This window comes from Salinibacterium sp. NSLL17 (genome assembly GCF_015864935.1).
Taxonomy (GTDB): domain Bacteria; phylum Actinomycetota; class Actinomycetes; order Actinomycetales; family Microbacteriaceae; genus Rhodoglobus.
In genome coordinates this window covers 695002-719337 of record NZ_JADYWH010000001.1, presented here as the reverse complement: position 1 = coordinate 719337, position 24336 = coordinate 695002, and the positions used below count along the sequence as shown (strand labels likewise).

Annotated in this window: 19 protein-coding genes; 12 read left to right on the top strand and 7 right to left on the bottom strand. The window is 62.8% G+C overall.

Features of this window, described 5'->3' with window-relative positions; translation table 11 throughout:
* Positions 1 to 3 precede the first annotated feature (3 nt).
* Together I6E51_RS03445 and I6E51_RS03440 are read left to right on the top strand one after the other, a co-directional pair.
* Positions 4 to 471 carry a SprT-like domain-containing protein gene (locus I6E51_RS03445; RefSeq protein ID WP_197109464.1) on the top strand — a complete coding sequence of 156 codons (468 nt, stop codon included), beginning with the start codon at positions 4 to 6 and terminating at the stop codon, positions 469 to 471.
* Between the two features lie 84 nt (positions 472 to 555).
* Positions 556 to 1185 (top strand): CGNR zinc finger domain-containing protein, encoded by a 630-nt coding sequence (locus tag I6E51_RS03440; protein WP_231599645.1) that lies wholly within the window; start codon positions 556 to 558, stop codon positions 1183 to 1185.
* 24 nt (positions 1186 to 1209) lie between these two features.
* Here I6E51_RS03440 and I6E51_RS03435 read toward each other — a convergent pair whose 3' ends face one another.
* The 3 genes from I6E51_RS03435 to I6E51_RS03425 form a co-directional block, all read right to left on the bottom strand.
* Positions 1210 to 1512, bottom strand: coding sequence for a DUF427 domain-containing protein (locus I6E51_RS03435; RefSeq protein WP_010203891.1), 303 nt, complete (start codon positions 1510 to 1512; stop codon positions 1210 to 1212).
* Between the two features lie 52 nt (positions 1513 to 1564).
* On the bottom strand, positions 1565 to 2086 hold the full coding sequence (locus tag I6E51_RS03430; protein ID WP_197109462.1) for a 2-phosphosulfolactate phosphatase: 522 nt from the start codon (positions 2084 to 2086) through the stop codon (positions 1565 to 1567).
* A gap of 120 nt (positions 2087 to 2206) precedes the next feature.
* Complete coding sequence (locus I6E51_RS03425; RefSeq protein ID WP_197109461.1) at positions 2207 to 3265, bottom strand: NAD(P)-dependent alcohol dehydrogenase; 1059 nt, start codon at positions 3263 to 3265, stop codon at positions 2207 to 2209.
* A gap of 101 nt (positions 3266 to 3366) precedes the next feature.
* On the opposite strand from I6E51_RS03425, the gene I6E51_RS03420 reads away from it, so the two are divergent.
* The 4 genes from I6E51_RS03420 (at position 3367) to I6E51_RS03405 (ending at position 7537) form a co-directional block, all read left to right on the top strand.
* A complete protein-coding gene (locus I6E51_RS03420) occupies positions 3367 to 3873 on the top strand; it encodes a hypothetical protein (RefSeq protein WP_231599644.1) in 507 nt (168 codons plus the stop codon).
* Between the two features lie 62 nt (positions 3874 to 3935).
* Positions 3936 to 4931, top strand: a complete 996-nt coding sequence (locus tag I6E51_RS03415) for a DNA topoisomerase IB (protein ID WP_197109460.1) — start codon at positions 3936 to 3938, stop codon at positions 4929 to 4931.
* Positions 4932 to 4978: 47 nt separating this feature from the next.
* Positions 4979 to 5581 carry a DUF1684 domain-containing protein gene (locus I6E51_RS03410; protein ID WP_197109459.1) on the top strand — a complete coding sequence of 201 codons (603 nt, stop codon included), beginning with the start codon at positions 4979 to 4981 and terminating at the stop codon, positions 5579 to 5581.
* A gap of 297 nt (positions 5582 to 5878) precedes the next feature.
* The gene (locus I6E51_RS03405; protein ID WP_197106501.1) at positions 5879 to 7537 is read left to right on the top strand and encodes a DEAD/DEAH box helicase; all 1659 of its coding nucleotides are present in this window, start codon (positions 5879 to 5881) and stop codon (positions 7535 to 7537) included.
* A 114-nt stretch (positions 7538 to 7651) separates the two neighbouring features.
* Here the strand turns inward: I6E51_RS03405 and I6E51_RS03400 are convergent, their stop codons facing one another.
* The gene (locus tag I6E51_RS03400; RefSeq protein ID WP_197109458.1) at positions 7652 to 8191 is read right to left on the bottom strand and encodes an NUDIX hydrolase family protein; all 540 of its coding nucleotides are present in this window, start codon (positions 8189 to 8191) and stop codon (positions 7652 to 7654) included.
* Between the two features lie 204 nt (positions 8192 to 8395).
* On the opposite strand from I6E51_RS03400, the gene I6E51_RS03395 reads away from it, so the two are divergent.
* From I6E51_RS03395 to I6E51_RS03375, 5 genes are all read left to right on the top strand, one after another.
* Complete coding sequence (locus I6E51_RS03395; RefSeq protein ID WP_197109457.1) at positions 8396 to 9289, top strand: hypothetical protein; 894 nt, start codon at positions 8396 to 8398, stop codon at positions 9287 to 9289.
* Positions 9290 to 9312: 23 nt separating this feature from the next.
* On the top strand, positions 9313 to 9936 hold the full coding sequence (locus I6E51_RS03390; protein WP_197109456.1) for an alpha/beta hydrolase: 624 nt from the start codon (positions 9313 to 9315) through the stop codon (positions 9934 to 9936).
* A 131-nt stretch (positions 9937 to 10067) separates the two neighbouring features.
* Positions 10068 to 14843: an ATP-dependent helicase gene (locus I6E51_RS03385; protein ID WP_197109455.1), complete on the top strand. Its 4776-nt coding sequence runs from the start codon at positions 10068 to 10070 to the stop codon at positions 14841 to 14843.
* On the top strand, positions 14836 to 15657 hold the full coding sequence (locus tag I6E51_RS03380; protein ID WP_197109454.1) for a DNA-formamidopyrimidine glycosylase family protein: 822 nt from the start codon (positions 14836 to 14838) through the stop codon (positions 15655 to 15657). The genes I6E51_RS03385 and I6E51_RS03380 overlap by 8 nt, the downstream gene beginning before the upstream one ends.
* A 128-nt stretch (positions 15658 to 15785) precedes the next feature.
* The gene (locus I6E51_RS03375; protein WP_197109453.1) at positions 15786 to 16184 is read left to right on the top strand and encodes a (deoxy)nucleoside triphosphate pyrophosphohydrolase; all 399 of its coding nucleotides are present in this window, start codon (positions 15786 to 15788) and stop codon (positions 16182 to 16184) included.
* Between the two features lie 596 nt (positions 16185 to 16780).
* Here the strand turns inward: I6E51_RS03375 and I6E51_RS03370 are convergent.
* From I6E51_RS03370 to I6E51_RS03360, 3 genes are all read right to left on the bottom strand, one after another.
* Positions 16781 to 18835, bottom strand: a complete 2055-nt coding sequence (locus I6E51_RS03370; RefSeq protein ID WP_197109452.1) for a hypothetical protein — start codon at positions 18833 to 18835, stop codon at positions 16781 to 16783.
* A 292-nt stretch (positions 18836 to 19127) separates the two neighbouring features.
* Positions 19128 to 20300, bottom strand: coding sequence for an MvaI/BcnI family restriction endonuclease (locus tag I6E51_RS03365; protein WP_197109451.1), 1173 nt, complete (start codon positions 20298 to 20300; stop codon positions 19128 to 19130).
* Between the two features lie 85 nt (positions 20301 to 20385).
* Positions 20386 to 21762, bottom strand: a complete 1377-nt coding sequence (locus I6E51_RS03360; protein WP_197109450.1) for a DNA cytosine methyltransferase — start codon at positions 21760 to 21762, stop codon at positions 20386 to 20388.
* Positions 21763 to 22001: 239 nt separating this feature from the next.
* On the opposite strand from I6E51_RS03360, the gene I6E51_RS03355 reads away from it, so the two are divergent.
* A complete protein-coding gene (locus I6E51_RS03355) occupies positions 22002 to 24152 on the top strand; it encodes a DEAD/DEAH box helicase (protein ID WP_197109449.1) in 2151 nt (716 codons plus the stop codon).
* Positions 24153 to 24336 lie beyond the last annotated feature (184 nt).

The window sequence follows — 24336 nt, the reverse complement described above, 5'->3', positions numbered from 1 at the left end:
CAGGTGGCTGAACTTTCCCGAGTGCGCGTGTGGGCTGATGCGCTCATCCGATTGCACTTGGATGACAGCTGGCAGTTCACCTTCGACAACGCCAAGACGCGCGCGGGGCTCTGCAACTTCACGCACAAACGCATCTCCGTGTCCCGGTATCTGGCTGCGCGGTACGAGGATGACGAGATCCACCAAATCCTGCTGCATGAGATAGCGCACGCAATGGCTGGGCCCGGTGCCGGCCATGGAGCGCAGTGGAAAGCCGTCGCCAAAGAGCTCGGCTATGAGGGCAAACGCCTGCACGGCGGAGCCATCGCCGATGAGTTCGCACCCTGGGTTGGCACCTGCCCGGCAGGCCACCAACACTTTCGTTACCGCAAACCGACTAGGCCTCTAGCGTGTGGACTGTGTTCGCGTCGTTTCAGCACAGCCAACCGCATCGAGTGGGTGCACCGGGTTGTGTCACGACCGCGAGGGTAGCCGCGAGCGCACCCGGTCACGGGGTGTCTCGTAACCGGCGATAATGGTTAGGTGCATCATCCCGAAACCGCGTCCCCTATTGGCATGCCCGCAGCCAGCCCCACGCCTACGCCTACGAGCGAGAACGCTGGCGGCGCGACCGGGCAATGGTTCACGTCGCGCACGTCACGTCAGTGGTGGTTCGATTCTGGCGCCCGCGCGCTCGACTTCGCCTACACCGGTGCGATGGGCAACAATCCCGCGTGGGAGCGCCTGCACACGCCAGCCGACCTCGCGACGTGGCTTGAGGGCCGCTTCGAAGCCTGCGATGGCACCGTCACCGATCGTGACCTCACGGATGCGAAGGGTCTACGCGAAGCGATTTCGTCGATCGCCACCACTCTGAGCGTGAACGGTGTGCCTGACTCGAAGCAGATCGACATCATCAACCTGTTCGCGGCGACACCGGATGTTCCCCCGCGGCTAGCGGGAGGAAACCTGCAGGCAGGCCGCACGCGCGTTCGCACCGGCCAGGCCCTTGCGACGATGGCGCGTGAAGCCGTCTTCTTGTTTGGCGACGAGCAGCACGAGCGGATTCGGGAGTGCGCTGCCGATGACTGCGCTCTCGTCTTCTACGACGAGTCACGCTCCAACAACCGCCGGTGGTGCTCGATGCAGCGCTGCGGTAACCGCGCAAAAGTGCGCAGTCACCGTGCCCGCACTGCGGCACGCTAACTGCGCACTAGAGAAAGTCGTCGATTAGTCGACGAACTGAACCTCTTTCCAGAAGGTGACGTAGTTGGAGAAGTCTTTGCCGACGCGCTCTGCTGCACCCGGGAGGATGTTCGGGTAGCTGAACGCACGGTCCTGGTACTGCTGGCCGTTGGCGCTGACGACGAAGTACTGGCAGTCGCCCTTCCACGGGCAGTGGTACGGGGTGGGGCTCTTCTCGAGCAGTTCGTGGTTCACGCTGGCCGGCGGGAAGTACCAGTTGCCCTCAATCTTGAGGAGATCTTCCTTGGGTGCTTCTGCGATGACGGTGTCGCCGATTACTGCCTTCATACTGTCCTCCATTAAGTCGGTGTTGGTCAGAACAACGCTCGAGGAGCAAGCGTCATTCCCGAACGATGGCAAACCTGGCTGCACCGTTGCTGACAATGGCCTCATCGAGGGCGCCGCGTCCGGCATCCAGAATCAGCTGCTGACCTGCTGTGCTCGCCGACAAAAGGTGGTTGTGGGCAGACTTGAGCCCGGTAAACGCAGCGACAGCGGATGCCGCTTCCGGAGAAATGTAGTCAATGCCGGCATCGGCGAGAGCATCTACGATCGCACCCGCCGCGAGGAGGTCGTCGACGGCGAACCCGCCGTGCGCGTTTCCGGCAGCGATAACGGCGACGGTGAAGCGGTCACCTTTGAGTTCTTGTTGCGCGATGACCCATTCAGCGACGGCCGTGGCTGCCCCGGTGCCGGCGCTGAGAATCGAGAATGTTCCGGGCAACTCGGGGGCAGGCGTGGAACCGTCGGCCAGAGCATCCGCCCACACAACAACGTCGGCTCCGGCGCTCAGCTCGAGCGCTTGGGCGCGACCGAAGCCAAAGCGAACCTGGTACTGGGGTTGGGTGCGGGGATCGTTCACTTCTTGAGGCTAAACGCGGCGGTCGTCTCGGTCACGTTGGGTTACAGAATGTGACATCAGACGCCGACGGGCGGATGCTGACTGCCGGCTGCCGCATCGCACAACGGCGAGATCACGCAGCTATTCACCAGCGTTCGGAGCCCCGCCCGGCACGACCGCGACCTTGCCTCTGCCATGACTGGAGGCGATCTGGTCGATCGCGTCAACGACTCCGTCGAGCCCGACCACGCGTTCGATTGCGGGAACGAGCTCGCCGGAAGCGAGCAACTCGGCGAGGTAGGTGAGATCCTCGGGCGTGGGTGCAGCAGTGAACTGGCGGAACGAGACATCCGCCCCTTTGAAGGCCCGGCCCATGCGCATGAGGTGGAAGACGGGGCCAACCCACCGGTTAGTCATGGGGCCGCTGACGCCCACGAAACGGGCACCGGGAGCGAGGATGGTGCGCATCTCGACTGCGGTTCGATTGCCCATGAGGTCGAACACGACGTCGTACTGGCCGCCGACCGCGATGTAGTCCTCGGTTTCGTAGTCGACGACTCGAGTCGCACCGAGAGCTAGCGATTGCTCGGCGTTGCGGCCGCTGCAGACTGCAGTGATCTCCGTTGCGCCGAGAATGCGGGCGAGCTGAACGGCAAAGGTGCCCACCCCACCCGCGGCACCATTGATGAGCACGCGATCGCCGGGCTGCACTGCGCCTTCGCGTCGCAATCCTTGCAGCGCAGTGAGGCCAGCGACCGGCGTTGCCCCGGCCGCCACGAAGTCGACGCCCTCGGGCAGAGTCACACAGTTTTTAGCGCTCACGGCGGCGTACTCGGCGAAGGCTCCGCCGGCTGCCTCGCCAAAGACAGCGTCTCCGATCGCGAAGCCGGTGACGTCGTCACCGACCGCAACGACGCGGCCAGCGACATCCGCTCCCGGACTGAGACGCTTCGGTTTGCGCAACCCCATCACGAGCCTCACAAAGAGCGGGGTGCCACTCAGCAGGCGCCAATCGAGTGCGTTGGCGGAGGAGCCCAAGACCCGCACAAGCAGCTTTCCCGGCGCGACACTGGGAGTCGGAATGGTCTCGATCGCGAGCACATCTGTATCGCCATAGCGCCGAGCAGTCACCGCCGTCATTGTCTCGGGAATAGGCACTGCGGTGCTCGAGTTCGAGCTCGCGTGCGGAGGAATAGACATCAAGGCTCCTGCCGAATCGGTGCGCACAGCTTACTGCTCACGCTCGCCTGCGTGCTCTTTTACGTTCCACTCTGGATTCCTGATTCACACAGGAGGACACTATGACTATGCGCGTTCTACTGAAGCTCGTACTCGATTGTGACCCCGACGACGCGTGGCGTGCCATCCGCAGCCCGCACGTTTTTCAGGAAGTTTCGGCTCCGCTGACGACCTTCAACTCGTTAGAGGTCGGGGGATTTCCTGAATTGTGGGAGGCGGGCGAGCATCCGGTCAATATGTCGGCCTTAGGGCTGTTCACGGTTGGCCAGCAAGTGATCGACATATCGTTCATCGAGACACCCGATGGGGTTCGCCTCGTGCGCGATAGTGGTCGTGGGCTCAGCGGCCCTCTCGCTCTCGTCACCGAGTGGGAACACACGATGGCCGTCAGCCCCGCTCCCGGCGGAAAAACTCTGTACCGCGATCAACTGATCTTCAGCGCCGGCATTGTCACTCCCCTTCTGTGGCCGCTCTATTGGGCCTTCTGGCAGTGGCGGGGTGCAGCGCTTCAGCGCTTGGCACCAACGTGGAGTTGGGGCACAACAAGAAGAAGTAATCTCAACCTTTAGGTTGACCGTTGTGGCTTCAGCCGTCGGCGTGAGCCGAATCGTGGGCGCGAAAGGAACACGCGGTGCCTCGACTGCGGCGGAGCAATACAACAGGGCGCGGCTATTCGCGTGTGCGATCAGGGCGAGGGTTTAGCTACCGCGACCCTGATGGCGCAACGGTAACCGAGGCCGATCTCACGGCACGTTTCGCCTCCCTCGGCATCCCGCCAGCCTGGACTGACGTGTGGATTTGCCCGTACGAGAACGGCCATGTTCTCGCCACCGGCTTCGACGAAGCGGGCCGCCGCCAGTACATCTATCACCCCGCCTGGCGTGAGCGTCAAGATCGCGTGAAGTTCGATCGCGCCCTCGAACTGGCGGCGGTCTTGCCCGGCGCCCGCGGTGTCGTCACTCGCACTCTGCGCTCGAGCGACGATCCCCGTCAACGCACTCTTGCTGCCGCCTTTCGGATGCTCGACACCGGCTCCTTGCGGGTTGGCAGCGAACGCTACGCCGAAGAGCACGGCAGCCACGGCCTCTCCACCCTGCTGTGCGACCACGTCACCGTCGTCGGTGACCGCGTGCAGCTCTGCTTTCCCGCCAAGAGTGGTCAGCAGTGGGAAAGCGAAATTGTGGATGCCGACCTCGCCGAATTCATTCGGCGTCGGCTTCGCAGCGCTCCCGATGCGTCGGTTCTCTCGTGGCGGGAGGGCCGCGAGCGCCGGTCTCTGACCGCTGCGGACATCAATGACTACGTTCGCGAGCGCACCGGTGGTGACTTCACGGCCAAGGACTTTCGTACACTGCGCGGCACGATTGCGGCGGCATCGAGTTTGGCAGTGAGCGCGGCTGCCACTGAGGTCGCGGTGCCGAAACGGAGCCAGCGGGCGCGATCGCGCGCAATCCGTGAGGCGATGGAAGCCGCTGCCGACGTGCTCGGCAATACCCCCGCCATCGCGAAGAAGAGTTACGTTGACCCGCGCATCGTTGACCTGTTCTCGGCCGGCGAGACAATCGATCCGCAGCGGTTGGCATCCGCGGAGAGTGAAGTGCGGGCACTGCTGACGCGCACTAAGTAGCGGCCGACATCAAGCTCGCTGTCGGCTGCGAGGGTTAGCCTGAATCTATGACCGCTCTTGAAGTAGCCGACTGGCGCCGCCGCAACTTTGCTCTCTACGCCGCTATCCGCGAGAATCCGGATGCCGCGAGCGCCCACGCCGACTGGCGTGCGGGACGAGATGAGATGTTTGCCACGCATCCAGCTTCGCCGCTATTGCCGGAGGACCTGCGCGGCTTTAAGGGGCTGCCGTTTGAGTCGTACAATCCCGACTGGCGTTTCGAGGCATCCATTGTTCCGGGTGACGGTCGCCGCATGAACGTGGAAACGGGAACGGATGGCGTGGTGCCGTTCGACCTGCTGGGCACGGTCGAGATTGATTCGGTTGGCTCGCTCGATGTGTGGCGCTTGGCGTCCTATGGCGGCGGAATCTTCATCCCCGTGAAGGATGCTCTCTCTCGCGTGAAGGGCGGCACCTACGGTGGTGGCCGCTACCTTCTCGACACCGTGAAGGGTGCCGACCTGGGGCCTGGCAGCACGCCCGAGTCACTCGTGCTCGACTTCAACTTTGCTTACAACCCCTCGTGTGCGTACGACCCCGCGTGGGCGTGCCCGCTCGCGCAGGCCGGCAACACTCTGGCTGGGCAAGTGCCGGTAGGCGAGCGCTACTAGGGGCATAACTGCTACGCTGGGGTTACTTGCGAAACAATTGTGTTTCCCTGCGTCGTAGAACGCTTCCCTCTTCTCGCCCACGTCAATCAGAAACGTGCGGCTCGTAGAAAACTTTCTCCGGCGAACTGGAGTAATCCGCGCCGAACGAAAGTTCGAGATCTGACCTGTGTGCCGCACCCGTGCGAAACGCCTGATTGGGTCGGTGTAGATCAGCACTGCCACGTTCATTGCGAACTGTGCCCGTGTGCCTCCGGTGTAACGCCCATCTGTTACTTATGCCTGAAAGGCACCATTACTTTGACTGAACAAACTTTTAGCTCGCTCGGCGTACCCGCCCCGCTGGTTGCAGCCCTTGCAGCCGACGGCAAGACCACGCCGTTCCCCATCCAGCTCGACACCCTGCCTGACACCCTTAACGGTCGCGACGTTCTCGGCCGCGGAAAGACTGGCTCGGGCAAGACCCTCGCCTTCTCGCTTCCGATGGTTGCTCGCCTCGGCGGCAAGCTTTCCGGTGGCAAGCGTCGCCCGGGTCGCCCGCTGGGTCTCGTGCTCGCACCAACCCGTGAGCTCGCCACGCAGATCTCTGCTGTGATCGAACCTCTTGCTGCCGCGTATGGCCTGAACACCACCACGATCTTCGGTGGCGTCAGCCAGAACCGCCAGGTCGCTGCCCTCAAGGCCGGCGTCGACATCGTCGTTGCTTGCCCCGGTCGCCTCGAAGACCTCATGAAGCAGGGCTTCGTGAACCTCGACGCCGTCGAGATCACTGTGCTTGACGAGGCCGACCACATGGCCGACCTTGGCTTCTTGCCCGTCGTCACCCGCATCCTCGACAAGACCCCCAGCGATGGACAGCGGATGCTGTTCAGCGCCACCCTCGACAACGGTGTAGACAAGCTGGTTCGCCGCTTCCTTCACAACGAGGTACTGCACTCGGTTGACGAAGCAAACTCACACGTCTCCGCTATGACCCACCACGTCTTCGAAACTGAGAGCGTCGAGTCCAAGCGCGTTCTCATCGAGAAGCTTGCTTCGGGCACCGGCCGCCGCATCCTCTTCATGCGCACCAAGCACCACGCCAAGAAGCTGGCACGCCAGTTGACGGATGCCGGAATCCCCGCCGTTGACCTGCACGGAAACCTCTCGCAGGTTGCCCGTGACCGTAACCTCGCCGCGTTCTCCGCTGGCGACGTGAAGGTGCTTGTTGCTACTGACGTTGCAGCCCGCGGCGTGCACGTCGACAACATTGAGCTGGTTATCCACGTTGACCCGCCCGCCGAGCACAAGGCATACCTGCACCGCAGTGGCCGTACCGCTCGTGCTGGTGAAGAGGGCGACGTTGTCACAATCGTTCTTCCTACCCAGCGCAAAGACACCGCAGCGCTGTTGCGTAAGGCCGCCATCACGGTGACCCCGCAGCACGTCAACGCCAAGTCAGAAGCCGTAGTGGCCCTGACCGGTGAAGTAGCCGAATACGTCAAGCCTGCGCCTCGCGCAGCAGTCCCCGCCCGTGGCCAGTCACAGGGTGGACGTTCGCAGGGTGCAAACGCCCAGCGCAAGCGTTCACGTCGTGACGGCGAAGCCGGCTTCTACGAAGGCGAACGCGACGGTGCCCGTGAGGGTGGCCGTGGCGGAGCCGGTGGTCGTGGCGGCAACGGAGGCAACTCTCGTGGTGGCCGTAACGGTGCCGCTCGCGATGGCCAGGCCCGTGATGGCGCTCGCGATGGCGCTCGTGGCGGCCAGCAGCGTAACGATCGTCAGGGCTCCGGCCGTGGCGCCGTCGTTGCCGGTTCAGGCTCAAGCGAACAGCGTTCGACTCAGCAGCCGCGCCAGCAGCAGGCTGAAGCTCCCACGCGTCCGCGTGGCGGCAAGGGCCGCGCTCAGGCCGGAAGCGGCCCCGTTCGCGTTGGCCAGGTAGTGCGACCCAACCGTCGTGCTTCGAGCAGCGGGCGCTAAGGCTTAGGCCCAGCGCAACACAGTTTTACCGTCTGAGGGCGGCGAATCTCACCCAGCAATGCTGGGTTGGGGCTCGTCGCCCTTCGGCGTTTAACGGGTGGTGGGGTTCGCGAGTTACGGCAGAACGCCGACGGAAGCGAGGGCTGCGCGCAAGAGTGCTCCGCGGCCGCCTTCCATGTCGGCGGTGACGTCGTCGGAGACCGCGGCGGCAGGGCTCAGCCAGGTGAGCTCGAGCGCATCCTGACGCGGTTCGCACGTGCCGGTGACGGGAACGACGTAGGCCATCGAGACAGCATGCTGGCGAGGGTCGGTGAACTGGCTTTCGCCGGGCCACGGGAAGTATTCAGCGACCATGAACGGGGTCGGGCTCGCTGGCAAAAGCGGGAAGGCCATCGGGCCAAGATCCTTTTCCAGATGACGGAACAGGGCGTCGCGCAACGTCTCGCCAAACATGACACGGCCAGACACGAGAGTGCGGGTGATTTCACCATCGTTGCCGCGCACCAGAGTGCCGACCTCGGTGACGCGACCCAGCCCATCCACACGCACCGGAACAGCCTCAACATAGATCAGCGGCAGTCGCCTGCGGGTCTCCGCAAGCTCCTCATCTGAAAGCCAAGACGAGTTGGGATCTGGTGTGCCGACGGAGCTCATGCTCCATTGTCACCCATCGTGCGGGTTTGGCGTGCACTCCAAGGCGGGGCGGATGCCGCGGCGGGCTGCCCAGGCCTGTGACTAGTCATCCACAATCCCGCTTTCATTCGCGCAGTGCACAGCTCGCGCAACCCCCGCTGGAGGCAACAGCCCTCGAATTAGCGTTCAGGTCTCAGGCACTTGCCTGTCACGCGAAAGGGAACCATGACCGAGAAAAACCCCTCCTCTGCGCCGTCGAGTGCTGAGCCGTCGAGTGCTGAGTCGTCGAGCGGGGAACTGCAGGCGTCTGATGTGCAGGAATCTGAGCCCTCCGTTACACCGCTACGGGAACAGACCGATCCTGCAGCCGTCAGTGCAGCGCCGGCAGCCCGCCGCCGTTGGCCGTGGTGGGCTTGGGCGCTCGTCCTCGTAATCCCGTTCATGCTGATTTCAGGTATGGGCGCAGCGCTCGTTGCCAACGTTCTGGTTAGCCGGGCGACGAGTGCTCTGATCTGTTATGCCGACGGGTACTGCAGCCTCGGGAGCAGCTCGGAGTCGACGCCGAGTGCCACCGCGGATCCGGTCGACTCGGTTGACCCGTCAAACCGAGTTCCACTTGACGGACAAGCGGTTTTCGATGGTCAACCCGTGTGGACGCTCGCTCTTGAGTCGACATGGCTGCCACTCACCGTCGGTCACGATGGCACCAATATCTTTCATGACGAGGCCACCGGATGTCAGCTCATTACTTCGCAGCGCACAGCTTTTCCCAACCCCGACTCTTTAGGAGACGACAATGCTTCCTATGCGCTGGTCGATCAGGAGCTTAGGGATTTCACAGCAAGGAATCCGAACTTGTCGGTTCGAAGCCCTATGGGCACCACGGACCTCCCCGTCGCGGCCGCGAACAGCGACTCCACAATGGAATTCGCCACGGCAACTCTCGAACAGACCGATGCCGATGGGGTGCCCACGACAACAGCGATTGCGGCGCGATCGATGCCAAGTTCGGAGAGCGAACTTGTCGCCACGCTGACGTGTAACACTGCTGCGTTCGAGACGTTCGACTCAAAGTTTGAACTCTTCTCGAGCGCCCTCGCTGTGATAGTTCTCCCCTAGCCGCGCCGCGTAGGCTTGGTGCCATGCAGATCGATTCCTCCGCAGTGCTCTGGTCGGCCCCCGAACGCGAACGGGCCGGTCGTCCGCTCATCGTGTTGTTGCACGGGTATGGGTCTCACGAGGGCGATCTGTTTGCGCTGGCTCCCGCCCTGCCGCTCGGCCCCGTGATCGCCTCGCTGCGAGCGCCGCTCCCCGAGAGCGGTGGGTTCTCGTGGTTTCCGATCGATCTCAGCGGTGGCGGCCTCCCCCAGGTTTCTGGCGTGGATGACGCAGCCAACGCCGTGCTCGAATGGCTTGATGCCCAGCAGTACACGAGTGTGAGCCTCATCGGTTTCTCGCAAGGGGCAGCCATGTCGCTCCAACTCTTGCGACTCGCCCCGGAACGCTTCGCGAGTGCCGTCGCACTCTCCGGGTTCGTGGCCAGTGCCGAGCACCCCGCAGATGCGAAGCTCGCGAGCATCCGCCCGCCCGTGTTTTGGGGCCGAGGCACCGACGACCCGGTTATTCCGACGGCGGCGATCGAGCGCACCGAAGAGTGGCTCGTTGACCACACGCGCGCCGAAACCCGCATTTATGAGGGACTCGCGCACGCGATCTCGACCGACGAACTCAACGACTTTGTGAGCTTTCTGCACACGCACGCGTAGCGGGTTGGCGCCAAGACCGCGCCTGTGGTGCGGTCTTGGTGAGCACGCACGCGTAGCGGGCCGGCGCACCCGCTGCACGCCTTCGGCGAAATCCGTAGGGCACTGTCAGGGGTTGCGACGAAGATAGAACAATGAGCGATGTGCTCGGCAAATTTTCGCCCGCCACCCGAGAGTGGTTCCAGGGTGCGTTCGATGCTGCCACCCCGGCCCAGCTCGGCGCCTGGGATGCTGTCTCGTCCGGAGCCAATGCGCTCGTGGTTGCCCCCACAGGTTCCGGCAAGACGCTCGCCGCTTTCTTGTGGGCGATCGACCAACTCGCCTCGAGCCCTCCCCCGGCCAACCCCAAGCAGCGCACTCGCGTTCTTTACATCTCGCCACTGAAAGCTCTTGGCGTTGACGTCGAGCGCAACCTTCGCGCACCGCTCGTCGGCGTCACCCAAACCGCTCGGCGGCTCGGGCTCGGCGAGACCGACATCACCGTCGGCGTGCGATCGGGAGACACCACCGCGCAAGACCGGCGGCTGCTCGCCCGGCTCCCTCCCGACATCCTCATCACGACCCCTGAGTCGCTGTATTTGATGCTCACCTCGGCGGCCCGCGAGACCCTCAAGAATGTCGACACCGTCATCATCGACGAGGTTCACGCGGTTGCCGCCACCAAGCGCGGCGCCCATCTTGCGCTGTCCCTTGAGCGGTTGGATGCCCTGCTCGCGAAACCCGTGCAGCGCATCGGCCTCTCCGCCACCGTGCGTCCGATCGAAGAAGTAGCGCGATTCTTGGGCGGACGCGCCCCCGTCACGATCGTGCACCCGCCCTCGGCGAAGACCTTCGAGTTGAGCGTCGTCGTTCCCGTGCCGGACATGACCATTCCCGGCACCGTGGCCTCTGCGCGCGGCAAGGCCAGCGGCGGTGACGGCATCGACGACGAGGCGACTCCGGAATCAGCTGCTTCCCTGTGGCCGCACGTCGAAGAGCGCATTGTCGATGCGATTCTCGAGCACCGCTCCACCATCGTTTTTGCTAACTCGCGGCGTCTCGCCGAACGCCTGACCGCCCGCCTCAACGAGATTTATGACGAACGGATGAGCGACGGCAGCATCGACGGTGCCGAAGTGCTCGCGGGTTCCCAAGCCAGTGCGGATGCCGCCGCCTACGCCGCCCCGCAGCAACCATGGAAGCCGCCAGCCCAAATGATGGCGCAGGGCGGATCCACGATGGGTGCCGCTCCGCTGCTGGCCCGCGCGCATCACGGCTCGGTCAGTAAAGATCAGCGCGCGATCATCGAAGACGACCTCAAAACGGGCGTGCTGCGCTGCGTCGTTGCGACGAGCTCGCTCGAGCTCGGCATCGACATGGGTGCCGTCGATCTTGTCATTCAGGTTGAGTCGCCGCCGTCGGTCGCGAGTGGGCTTCAGCGCATTGGGCGAGCCGGGCATCAGGTCGGGGAAATCTCCAAGGGCATGCTGTTTCCGAAGCACCGCACCGACCTCATCCACACATCCGTTGCGGTTGAGCGGATGCGCAGTGGGCAGATCGAAGCACTGGCCGTGCCGACAAACCCGCTCGACGTACTCGCGCAGCAGACCGTCGCCGCCGTGGCGCTCGACGAAATCGACATCGAAGAGTGGTTCGACACCGTGCGTCGCAGCGCCCCGTTCTCGACCCTGCCGCGCAGTGCTTTCGACGCGACCCTCGACCTGCTGAGCGGCCTCTACCCGAGCGACGAATTCTCTGAGCTGCGTCCCCGCGTCGTGTGGGATCGCATCGCCGGCACGCTCAGCGGTCGTCCCGGCTCCCAACGTCTCGCCGTCACCTCGGGCGGCACCATCCCCGACCGCGGCCTCTTCGGCGTCTTCATGATCGGCGGCGAAGCGGGTGCTCCCGGCCGTCGTGTCGGTGAGCTCGACGAAGAGATGGTGTACGAATCACGCGTCGGCGACATCTTCGCCCTCGGCACCACGAGCTGGCGCATCGAAGACATCACCCACGATCAAGTGCTCGTCTCCCCCGCCTTCGGCCAGCCCGGCCGCGTTCCGTTCTGGAAGGGCGATGGCCTTGGCCGCCCGGCAGAGCTGGGCGAAGCCATCGGGGCGTTCACTAAAGAAATTGCTACGGCATCCGTTGACGATGCACGCGCGCGGGCAGAGTCGATTGGGCTCGATGAGCACGCCGTCACCAACCTGATCGCCCTCGTGACCGAGCAAAAGGCATCCACCGGTCACGTGCCGAGCGACACCACGCTAGTGGTCGAACGCTTCCGCGATGAACTGGGCGACTGGCGCGTGATCTTGCATTCCCCGTACGGCATGCCCGTGCACGCACCGTGGGCGTTAGCGATCACGGCGCGCATCCGCGAACAGCTGGGGGTGGATGGCGCAGCCATGGCCGGTGACGATGGCATCGTCGTGCGCATCCCCGACACCGATGCCGCCCCGCCCGGTGCCGACCTCTTTGTGTTCGACGCTGACGAGCTCGAACAGATTGTCACGGAAGAAGTGGGCGGCTCCGCGCTGTTCGCCGCACGCTTTAGGGAGTGCGCCGCCCGCGCGCTCTTGCTGCCGCGCCGCGATCCCGGCAAGCGTTCGCCCCTGTGGCAACAACGCCAGCGGGCCTCGCAACTGCTGGATGTGGCGCGCAAATACCCGAGCTTTCCGATCGTGCTCGAGACCGTGCGCGAAGTGCTGCAAGACGTGTACGACCTGCCGGCGCTCACGGCGCTGACGAAGCGCATCGCGAGCCGCGGCATCCGCGTCATGGAGACCGAGACAGATGTGCCGTCGCCGTTCGCGCGCAGCCTGCTGTTCGGCTATATGGCCGCTTTCGTATACGAGGGCGATTCGCCGCTGGCCGAGCGTCGCGCGGCTGCCCTCTCGCTCGATCCGGCACTGCTCGCCGAGCTTCTCGGCCGTGCCGAGTTGCGCGAACTGCTCGACCCCGACGTGATCGCCCAGACCGAGAACGAGCTGCAGCGACTGGTGACCGAGCGGCACGCTCGGGATGCCGAGGGCATCGTCGATCTGCTGCGCGTACTTGGTCCGCAAACCGTTGCCGAGATTGAGGCGCGCTCGCTCGTGACGGGCGCCGCCCTCGCCACTGACTTGGCCGGGCTCGCGAAAGCGAACCGCGTACTCGAAGTGACCATCGCAGGCGAACGTCGCTGGGCTGGTATCGAGGACTCGGCGCGACTGCGCGATGCGCTCGGGGTTCCGCTGCCCATTGGCGTGCCCGCCGCGTTCATCGAGCCCGTCGACGATCCGGTTGGCGACCTCGTGAGTCGCTACGCCCGCACCCACGGACCCTTCACACTGGCGGATGCCGCAGCCCGCTTCGGACTCGGAACCGCCGTCGTGCAGGACACCCTGCGTCGCCTCGCGGCCGACCGTCGTGTTGTCGATGGCGAGTTCCGCCCCGGCGCGAGCGGCACCGAATGGTGCTCGGTGGATGTTCTCCGTCGGCTGCGCAGTCGCTCACTTGCGGCGCTGCGCCAAGAGGTCGAGCCGGTGTCCCACGCGACGCTCGGACGGTTCCTGCCCGCCTGGCAACACGTTTCCGCTGCCGGTGACTCACTGCGCGGAATTGATGGCCTGGCCCAAGTGATCGACCAACTGGCTGGATACTCAGCCCCGGCATCCGCGTGGGAGAACTTCATTCTGGGTTCGCGCGTGCGCGACTATTCGCCCGCGTGGCTTGACGAGCTGACGACGTCGGGCGAAGTGGTGTGGGCCGGGCAGGGAGCACTGGCGGGCAGCGATGGGTGGATTAGTTTGCACCCCGCCGCGACCGCAGCGCTGACGTTGCCCGAGCCCGATCGAGATGGGCTGAGCGAGCTGCAGCAGAGCATTCTTGAGGCGCTGGCCGGTGGCGGGGCGTTCTTCTTTAGGCAGCTGTCGAATCAGGTGGGCAGCACGGATGACAAGGTGCTGCTGAAGGAACTGTGGGATCTGGTGTGGCGGTCGCTCATCACGAACGACAGTTTTGCGCCCCTGCGCGCGCATCTCGGAGGAACGGTGCGGGCCACTCGGGCGCCGCGTCCGGCACGGGCTCGTGCCTATCGCGGTCGCGTATCGACGGTGGCTCAGGCAGGGCCGCCGAGTGCGTCCGGCCGGTGGGCACTGCTCGAGACCGCCGAGGGCGAGACGACGGTGCGCGCCAAGTCGACCGCCGAGTTGATGCTCGAACGGCACGCTGTCGTCACGCGCGGCGCGGTCGTGAGCGAGGGCATCCGTGGTGGCTTCGCCCTGACGTACCGCGTGCTGAGCGGCTTCGAAGAGACCGGTCGCGCCCGCCGCGGCTACTTCATCGAGGGGCTCGGTGCCGCCCAGTTTGCGACCGGAGCCACCGTCGACCGCCTGCGTGGTTTCACTCGGGATCCGGATGCTGCGCCCCAACTTCTGGCGATCACGCTCGCCGCGACCGACCCCGCCAACCCCTACGGGGCTGCTCTTGGGTGGCCGGGGGTCGGTGGCGCGGATGCTGGGGCGGAGAGTGGCGACGCTTCTGCTGCTGGCAGCGCTGGCAAGGCCGGTTCTGGCGCTGGGCTGGCTGGCGACGACGGCTCGGAAGCGTGGGCTGCAACCTCGGCACCTGCAACCGCATCCGCAAAGTCCATTGCTGACACCCCCAAGAAGCATCGCCCCGGCCGCAAGGCGGGTGCGATCGTCGTGATGGTCGATGGGCATCTTGCGCTCTACCTAGAGCGTGGTGGCAAGTCGTTGCTGGCGTTCGATCTGGAACCTGCCGTCGTTGATGCAGCGACCCGCTCATTGACGAGCACCCTGCGCGGAACGCTACCGAAGCTGCGCATCGAGAAGGTCAACGGTGATTTCGCCGTCGGCACCCCGGTGGGCAAAGCGCTCGTGGATGCTGGATTTGTCGCAACACCGCAGGGGTTGAGGCTGCGTGCCTGAGGGTGATTCCGTCTACAAGGCGGCAGCGAAACTGCGGGCAGCGCTCGACCAGCACGTGCTCACCCGCACCGACTTCCGAGTGCCCGCCTTTGCGACGCTCGACCTCAGCGGTCAGAGAGTCACGAGTGTGGTGCCCCGCGGCAAGCACCTGCTGATTCGGGTTGCCGAGGGCACCGACGCCGCCGCAGCCGCGAGCGACCCCGACTCAGGTCTCACCATCCACAGCCATCTGAAGATGGAGGGCGTCTGGAAGATTTACGCGAACGGTGAGCGTTGGCGCAAGCCGGCGTATCTTGCGCGGGGTGTGTTGAGCACGGCAGCGAAGACCGCGGTCGGTTTCGAACTGGGGCTGCTTGAGGTGGTGCCGACGGCATCCGAAGACAGCATCGTGGGTCACTTGGGGCCAGACCTTTTGGGGCCCGATTGGGATGCCGACCTAGCGCTTACGAACCTGCTGTCGGACCCTGCGCGGCCGGTGGCGCTCGCGCTACTCGATCAGCGGAACCTCGCAGGACTCGGCAACGTGTACGCGAACGAGTTGAGCTTTCTGCGCGGATTCCGCCCCGATACGCCGATCGGTGAGGTCGCCGATCCGAAACGTCTGGTGGCTCTCGCACACAAGGCGATCACTGTGAACAAGGATCGCCCCATCCGCAATCTCACTGGTCTGCCGCGGGGAAAACCGCGCTACTGGGTTCATGGCCGCCGCGGCGATGCCTGCCTGCGCTGCGGCACCCGCATCGAGTCGGCGCAACTCGGTACTGGCCCCACGGATACACGCTTCACGTGGTGGTGCCCGAGCTGCCAGAAGTGACCTCGCTCGGCTGCGGGCAGTGTCGCACCCTGCAGAGTCGACGCTCGCCAATAGGCTGAAGCGAGCAGGCCCGCCTGTGGCAAACGCGAAACGGACTCCCTTCGGGATGTCCCTGAGAGAGATCATCCGTGAAGAAACAGATCAACGTCGTTGGTGCGGTCATCGTGCGCGAAGGCCTCATCCTGTGCGCGCAGCGCGGACCCGGCGGAGCTTTGCCCGGCATGTGGGAGTTTCCCGGCGGCAAGATAGAGGCTGGCGAGACTCCCCACGATGCGCTCGCGCGCGAGATCACCGAAGAGCTGCAGTGCGAAGTCGCCGTGGGCGAACTGATTACCACTACGTCGCACGAGTACGACTTCGGAATCGTCGCGCTGACCACGTTCTACTGCGAGCTGCTCTCCGGCACACCAGCGCTGACCGAGCACGCAGAAGTTGCCTGGCTCGCGCCCTCAGAACTGAGTTCGCTCGAATGGGCACCTGCAGATATTCCTGCCGTCGAGCTGCTTGAGACGGCGGCGAGCGCCTAAGGGCAACCGACCTTCGCGAACGCGAACCCTTCGGCCGAGATGTCAGCTTCGGCTACGTTGACAGATCCATCGGAATTCGAAAGCCAGATCCGGCCGTCATGTAGCGTCACCGCTAGATGGGATATTTCCGACCCTTAATCTGAAGCGAATTGCTTATTACGCACGCCGCCGCACCGGCCTCCACAAAGAGACTGGAATCTGCGACTCAAGAAGCTACGCTGCTGGCATCCTGAGCAATGAATGAGGGTTGAGAATGCGGGCGACGAGACCTTCAATAATTCGAACTTGGGATGACGGGGTCCCCTGGCGTAGAGGAATAATGGAAATAAGCACCCAACTACGACCCCGCGGTGTCGTTAGGTGTTCCCGCATTCGACCACGGAGACCTTGTTGGTCCACTCGGCAAACTGAGCCAACGTACGAAACCGTTCGACGAATGTCGATCGCAATGTAAACAGCGGAATCTACGCCGGCCCACTTTTCTCCAGCGATTATGGATTGCGGGGGCACTAGGTCTTCGATGTAGCTCCTCACCCACTCACCGCCTTCACGATGCGCCGCGAAATAGTGCTCCGGCGAGAATTCATAGACCATCTCTACAACGGATCGTCTAGCGCTTCGTTGTCGGATGCGGCCGCCAATTTGCGAGCTCGAGTGATCTGATCTTCCAAAGACTGCGCCCAACCTTGGACACGGTAAACAACCTTCTGAAGTTCTCCAGCTTCGGCTGCTAGCGGCGCACCTTGCGACACGATCAGCGCTGGCGAACCCTCATCGTTTGTCACGGAAATCTGCCCTATTACGTCGACTCTCTCCACCAGATTATTAACCTCTTGACGAAAGACTGAAATCTGCGAATTTAGTCTGGATTGAGGGCTCTCGGGAAGTGGCCCAGGGTCGCTTGAATCTCCGGCTACCGCTCGAAGCCCCGCGGCATCTAACAGCTCACCTGATTGGATCACGGCGTCCACCGGGTCGGAGGCGCCTTTCACATTCTGAGGTAGGCGTGCGCCGCGGCCGTCGAGAATTACCTGAGCGAGCTGTGTCAATCCTGCTTCAGAGGAAACTAGCGCCTCTACGATCACATTCGGCTCGCTGATATATCCGGCTCCTCCCGCTTCCTTCTTCGTTGCGCGCTCAAGTAAGCGCCGGCCGGGCGTCCCTAAGAGATGGAATAGCGCCAACGCGGACAACTCCGCCGCGAATGGTCGCGGCTTCTGCTCTGAAAGGCTGTCCCTTGACTCGCTCAGCTCTAGGTGCGCCAGAGCCAATAGATCTTGGATCGGCTCTCTAGAGAGTTGGACGCTATCGAGGAACCGGGGTCGAATCGCTCTGTCAAGCGCACTCCTTCGAGAATCGAAGGATGGGTCGTCGGCCTGGGTGCCTGACGCTAACTCGCCTAGTCTTAACGCGAGATCTGCCGCCAGCATCGTGCGGTCGGGACGAGAGGGTGTCTGGCCGGTCAAGTCTCGCACGGCCGCATTGGTGATTCGGACGCGACGATCATTGCGCCCCGTACTCGACCTCAGCGCGGCTAACCCCAGCAGGAAGACCTCATCCGGCCTGATCGCAGCGCGTCCATCCTGCAAAGTCGTTTCGGATGAAGCGACAAACGTTGAATTAAGCCCGAAAGCAGTCGCTACCTCAGTTGCTGAAAACTCAGGAATTGGAGGCAGGTCGTCAGACGCTGCAAGAGCATCGATCGCCGCCGTCGCCTTGAGCGCATATTGAGTTCCCAAAGAAAACGGCTTGGCCGGTTCGATGTGGATATGCCCAACTAGTTTTCTGCGAACCTGATCAAACGTCAAATTCCCCGATTCAGTCTGTTCCTGAAAATCAGAAAACCCAACAATGATTTGAGCTCTGAGCATTACGGACCCTCGCAAACGAGCCCGGTCTTCGTCCGAAAGGTGCAAACCAATTTGATCGTTCGGGTCGTGCGGGTTGACGCGCAATTTGACTAACTCTTGGCGTAGAGACTGGTCCTTCGCGGGGTCAGAATACTTCCAAAGCACGTCCCGGGAGCTTATGCCCAGAGCTTTGTGTGCCCCTACTGTCCTTCCAAAGCCGTCAGTTGCGTCCAAGAAACCGACGGTGCCGTGCTCAGGACTTTCGATTCTGGCGACGGACAGAAGGCCCGGGTTTTCTATACCTCGAGATGGGATCGACTTAGCATGGTCGTTTGTGATCCAGACCGCCTCTACCTCTGAATCGAGGCGGGTCACAAACTCAGTTTCAGACTCGACATCCAACAACAACACTGGCATTTCCGTCGCGATCGATTGGTACCGAGGCGCAGGATTACTAGCACGAACTCGAGTCTCTTCAAACCGAACATTCTCGGGCGATGGCAGAATGTGCCAAGTGACCACGTCCAGCTCGATGAATTTGACGGCGATAGCCCCGTACCTGCGGGTTCTGACTCTTCGTATGGCTTCCCGAATTTGGCCGAGATCGGCAGCCGCAGAAGCGATCGTGGCGGCATCGAACGCCTCTATTCCGAACGCCTCGGTCAGCTGCAAAGCAGCTGCCTCTCTGCTGCGAGATCGCTGATCCGCAATCGCGCTGCTCATATACCCGTGCGGCGTCTGACTAAAAGCACCTTCTCCGTCAAGAGACTCAGCGGGCAGGGATTCGCTCGGTGTGTTCATTTGATTTCAGCTCATTTCTAATGAAGACCCCAGCCTACGGCCGCATATGAACGTGGAAACAACCCCAGTTATGGGGCGCCGACGGTTCCCCCACACTCCGGCCGCGCGAATATTCCATCAGCCTCTAGCGTCTTCGGCGCGAAAAGCGGCTAGCTCCCATGCATAAGCGATTCGGATTATCTAGACCCCGTTTCGGCGACGGAGCTAGAATTCTGTTCGACCAAATTAGGAACTTTTTCAAGTACGCGAGCCCCTTAACCCCGTCATTATTTCGAGCGTGACAGCCTGAACGTCAATCGCCTGCAGCTAGGTCATAGCTATCCGCGGGCGGGAAGAGTAGGTCACGGTTTTTTGGCAACAGCTTGAACAAATAGCCCTTGTCGTGAACCTTCGAGCCTTTGGACGAGATTGTGAAATCAAGCGAAACGGTGCCGTTTGATAGCGAAGGCGCCAGCTGCGCGATGATCGGTTTGCGCGTGTGTCGAACAGTTTTGAAGTGAAGGTACTCCCAGCCATCTATCTTCTTCGAACTAGCCTCAACCCAAAAAGTCTCATCGTGTTTTTCAGATAGCTTGTAGCGGAGCGTTTCCAGGTCCCACACGACTACGTTCCCATCAGCAGACGGCTCGTGGGCTACAGAGAGCGAGTCTTTCGTTTCGTGAACGACAAGCCGAAGCCCCTGCGAGTTAAATTTATGTCCGTCGATCTGGCAGTAGAGCTTTCTACGGTCCCCTCTCTCGTAGCCGAACTCATCGAGCAACTCACGCGAACTATGGAAGTTTGACACGGGCCACGCGGGCGTCTTTGCAAATAGACTCGTCCTGTTCTTAGATGCACGCGAAGACTTGATCTCGATACCTTTGAAATCCGGTTGGGAACGCGAATTCATCTCGATTCCGAGCTCAGATTCGAGGAGTCGGCCAATAGCCGTCGAACCGTCGACTGGCGCTCGAATGAAGCCCTTCGCTGAAATCACACGCAACAGAGCGAGCAGCTCCCGTACATTCGAAGTCTTCTCCGATACGAAGTCTCCGAGCACATCCGCTAGCGCGGGCTCTGCCAGCATGCGTTCCGCCAATTTACCCAACGAAAGATTAACCACCCAAAACTGAGCTCGGGACCAGATCACCGCGATGATCTGGTCGTGAGCCGCGACTGACGCCAGCGAAGCGATCCACAGTCGAGGATCTCCTCTGCCATTCGCACGGTACAGACTAGTTTTCGAACCCAGGCGGCGTCCCTGATCTCCGATGAGACTCGTCGAAATGATGCGCTTATCGATGCCCCAAGCCTGAGCGGCGTAATCGTGAATGCCAGAGGCAGCAACAAACTCGCGGAACAAGTCAGTCGCGTCCAGAATCGACTTCGTTAGCTGGGTGCCCGTGATTTCGACAAGAGCATAGGGAACGTCGTACGAAGTGAGGTATGCAGCATTATCTAGTTCCCCAGGAGTTAGCTCGCGCATTATTTTGCCTCTCCATGCGACGGTTTATCGGTTGCTACGAAACCTACCGCGCACGAGCACAGAAGAGCAAAACTCGCGTTTCCCGCTAGAGGACGTCCGCGATCATCTTCCCAACAGCTAGTGAGAGAAATGGCGACACAGCATTTCCCACCTGCGAATACTGCGGAACCTCAAAGCGACGACGGAGCGATCCGGTTGTTTCCTTTCCGCGGAACTCGAAATCATCGGGGAAGCCTTGAAAACGGGCCATCTCGCGCACGGTAAAGATACGAGGTTCGCTGGGGTGCACGTAATCGTCTGGCAGCGTGACAACCGTGCGAGCAGGTTGAGACCACTCCAGCGCCTTCTGTGAATGCTTCTTCGTCTTGAGTTCAACCATCAATTCGAACATTGACTCAGCCGAGTCGGCGAGAACTGCGCCGTCGGGGGCGATCGCTGGATACCTCGCACCCGCAAGCTGCAATCTGACAATCGAGGCTGCCTCCGCCGGCCCGCTCGAGAGTTGCGATAGCAGTCGCGGTTGAAGTCGGTTGTCCCTAAGCCACTGGTAAAGGCGGAATCGTTGAGTCGTGGACTCACTGTGCTTGCGCGGTGACTGGTTAGGGAGGTGTTCGCGCCGAATTTTCGACTTGGGGAGGCCCCACAGCGTTCGTGTAGAAGTGGCTTTGTGGAACGCCGCGGACCGACGGCTTTTGGGCGTGGGCAGCACGTCCTGTAAATCCCCGATTGCATCAGCGATTGTCGGCGACTCTTTCGACGAGACCGTCGGCTTAGGCGCGAGAGCGGGTGCGGGCTCAAACTTTTCGTCGTCGGTGAACGCAGACTTCCAGAGGTGTCCGGTTGCTTTGATGCCTCGTTCTTGTGCGATGTCTGATCGCATGCCAATAATCATCAACCGGGGGCGGTTCTGCGGTGCACCATAATGCAGAGCGTTAACGGCTACGCCTTGGACCTCGTACCCGGGTTCGGTCTCACGCAAGGCCTGCTGCAATTGAACGAAAGGCGCTTCTTCATCAGGCGAGAACTTGTGGCTCATCCCGACCACATTCTCGATCACCACCATTTTGGGAGCTGTGCGCTTCACAAACTCGAGGTACTCCCACGGCAGCGTATTCCGGACATCGTCTGGGTTGCGGCGTCCAGCCAGAGAGAATCCTTGGCAAGGCGGCCCACCGACGACGACGTCAATTCCTGAGCTTGCGAGCCCGGCCATGGCAGCTTCGTTGTCGAGCACGTCGCGAAGCGCTGAAACTGCGACTCGGTTCTGAACTTGATTTTCGATCGACGACTTAACGTATGCCTTCCAAGAATCGTCGTCGATCGATTCGTCGATGAAGTTCGCATAGAAGGTGTAAGCCGCCATGTCGGATTTTTCGACCGCAAGTTGGAGTTCTCCTCCGGAGCGTTCGATGCCCAATGAAAGGCCGCCGCATCCGGAAAAGAGATCTACATAGTTGTACAAGGGTCCTCTTAAAAGTTTGGTGGGGGATCTTTGGTGCCGGCCCTGCTTCGAGAGTATATGTTCTCTCGCGAGGAGTCCAGGTGGGGCTCAAAGTCGCTGCAGAATTCGCGCTGTGAGGGACAAGTTACCCGGAGCCACCGTCAGCCACTTGCTCCATCTCACGAGCACACATCCGATAAGAATCTTGATCGACAGCGACCAAGCACCGAAAAGTCAGCACCCCCTGCCACACTAGCCACGTGACAGATACCCGCACCGATGCCCTGGCCGTTCTCCGCACGCTTGTCGGCAATGAGACCGCCGATTTTCATGAGGGACAGTTTGAGGCGATCGAGACGCTCGTCGATGGGCGCCGCCGCGCGCTTGTCGTGCAGCGTACGGGGTGGGGAAAGTCCGCCGTCTACTTCGTTTCCACGCTGCTCATGCGCCGGCGAGGTGCGGGCCCTACCGTGCTCGTGTCGCCACTGCTCGCGCTCATGCGAGATCAGATCGCCGCGGCATCCCGTGCCGGAGTTCGGGCCGTCGCCATCAACTCGACCAACCCGCACGAATGGGCCGAAGTTCAGCAGCAGCTCGCCAACGACGAGGTCGACGTGCTGCTCGTCTCGCCCGAACGCCTCAACAACCCCAGCTTCCGCGACAACCAACTGCCCGCACTAATCAACCGCATCGGGATGCTCGTCGTCGACGAAGCGCACTGCATCAGCGACTGGGGCCACGACTTTCGCCCCGACTACCGGCGCCTGCGCGAACTCATCGCCACCATGCCCGACGGCGTCCCCGTGCTCGCCACCACCGCCACCGCCAACTCCCGCGTCGTCGCCGACATCGCCGCCCAACTCGAAACCGGGAGCAGCGACAGCGCCGAAAACACAGCCACGGGCGGCACCGAAGTCGTCACCATCCGCGGCCCCCTGGCGCGAGCATCCCTCCGCTTGGGTGTCCTGAAGCTGCCGGATGCCCGAGCTCGCCTCGGCTGGCTGCTGAGCCACCTCGCCGAACTGCCCGGCAGCGGCATCATCTACACCCTCACCGTCTCCGCCGCCGAAGACACCGCGCGGCTGCTGCGCGACAGCGGCATGGATGTGCGCGCCTACACCGGCAAAACCGACCCGCAAGAACGCGAAGAATCCGAGCAGGCGCTCAAGAACAACACCGTGAAAGCGCTCGTCGCCACAAGCGCGCTCGGCATGGGCTTCGACAAACCCGACCTCGGCTTCGTCGTGCACCTCGGCGCCCCGTCCTCCCCCGTCGCGTATTACCAACAGGTCGGCCGCGCCGGTCGTGCCACCGACAACGCTGACGTGCTGCTGATGCCGGGGCGCGAAGACGAAGACATTTGGGAATACTTCGCCACCGCATCCATGCCCGACCAAGCCAACGCCGAACTCGTGATTGCCGAGCTGACTGCCGCCGCGAGCTCTGGGGCCGGGCCCGTCTCCACGCCAGCGCTCGAAGCCCGCGTGAACCTGCGCCGCACCCCACTCGAACTGCTACTGAAAGTGCTCGACGTCGATGGCGCCGTCGCGCGAGTGCAAGGCGGCTGGACCGCCACCGGCCAGCCCTGGAGCTACGACGCCGAACGCTACGCCGGAGTCACCGCCGCCCGCCGCGCCGAACAACAACACATGCTCGACTACGAACGACTGCCCGCCGGCACCGAAGGCTGCCGCATGGAATATTTGCAACGCGCCCTCGACGACGACACCGCCACGCCCTGCGGCCGCTGCGACAACTGCGCCGGCATCTGGTACCCCACCGACATCAGCACGGATGCCACCACCCGCGCCACCGCCACCCTCGACAAAGTCGGCGTCCCCATCGAACCCCGCGCGCAATGGCCCACCGGAGCCGACAAGCTCGGCGTTCCCGTGCGCGGACGCATCAACCCCAACCTGCGCGCCACCGAAGGCCGCGCCCTCGCCCGCCTCACCGACCTCGGCTGGGGCGGCACCCTACGCACCCTCTTCGCCCCCGGCACCCCCGACGCGCCAGCGAGCCCCGCGCTCGTTGCAGCCTGCGTCAGAGTACTCGCCGACTGGGGGTGGGATGAGCGACCCGTCGCCGTCGTCTCGACGCCGTCACGCAGCCGACCACAACTCGTGGCATCCGTCGCCGAAGCCCTCGCCAGCGCCGGCAAACTGCCCTACCTTGGCGCGCTCTCGCTCACCGGCGATGGGCCCACCGGCGAACCCGGTGGAAACAGTGCCTACCGGCTCGCAAGCGTGTGGGGACAGTTCGCGTGGGTCGGTGACGAACTGCCTCAGGGCCCGCTCCTGCTCGTTGATGATCTTGTCGACTCGCGCTGGACTCTCACGATCGCCGCCAAAGCACTCCGCGAAGCAGGAGCGGATGCCGTGCTCCCGTTCGCGCTCGCGCTGCGCGGGTAACCCTGCGCGGGTAACCGCAGGCGGCGAACCCCTCGGGGCCTCGCAACCGTTAACCGTGTGCAGTAAACCCAACACAGGGCATCCGCGCCCCTAGGAGACTTCGCACGCTCCCTGCCGCTTCACCGGCAAGAAAGCTATTCTGATAGCCCAAGCAACGGAGCCGTTGCGGTGCGATCGGAGGTCG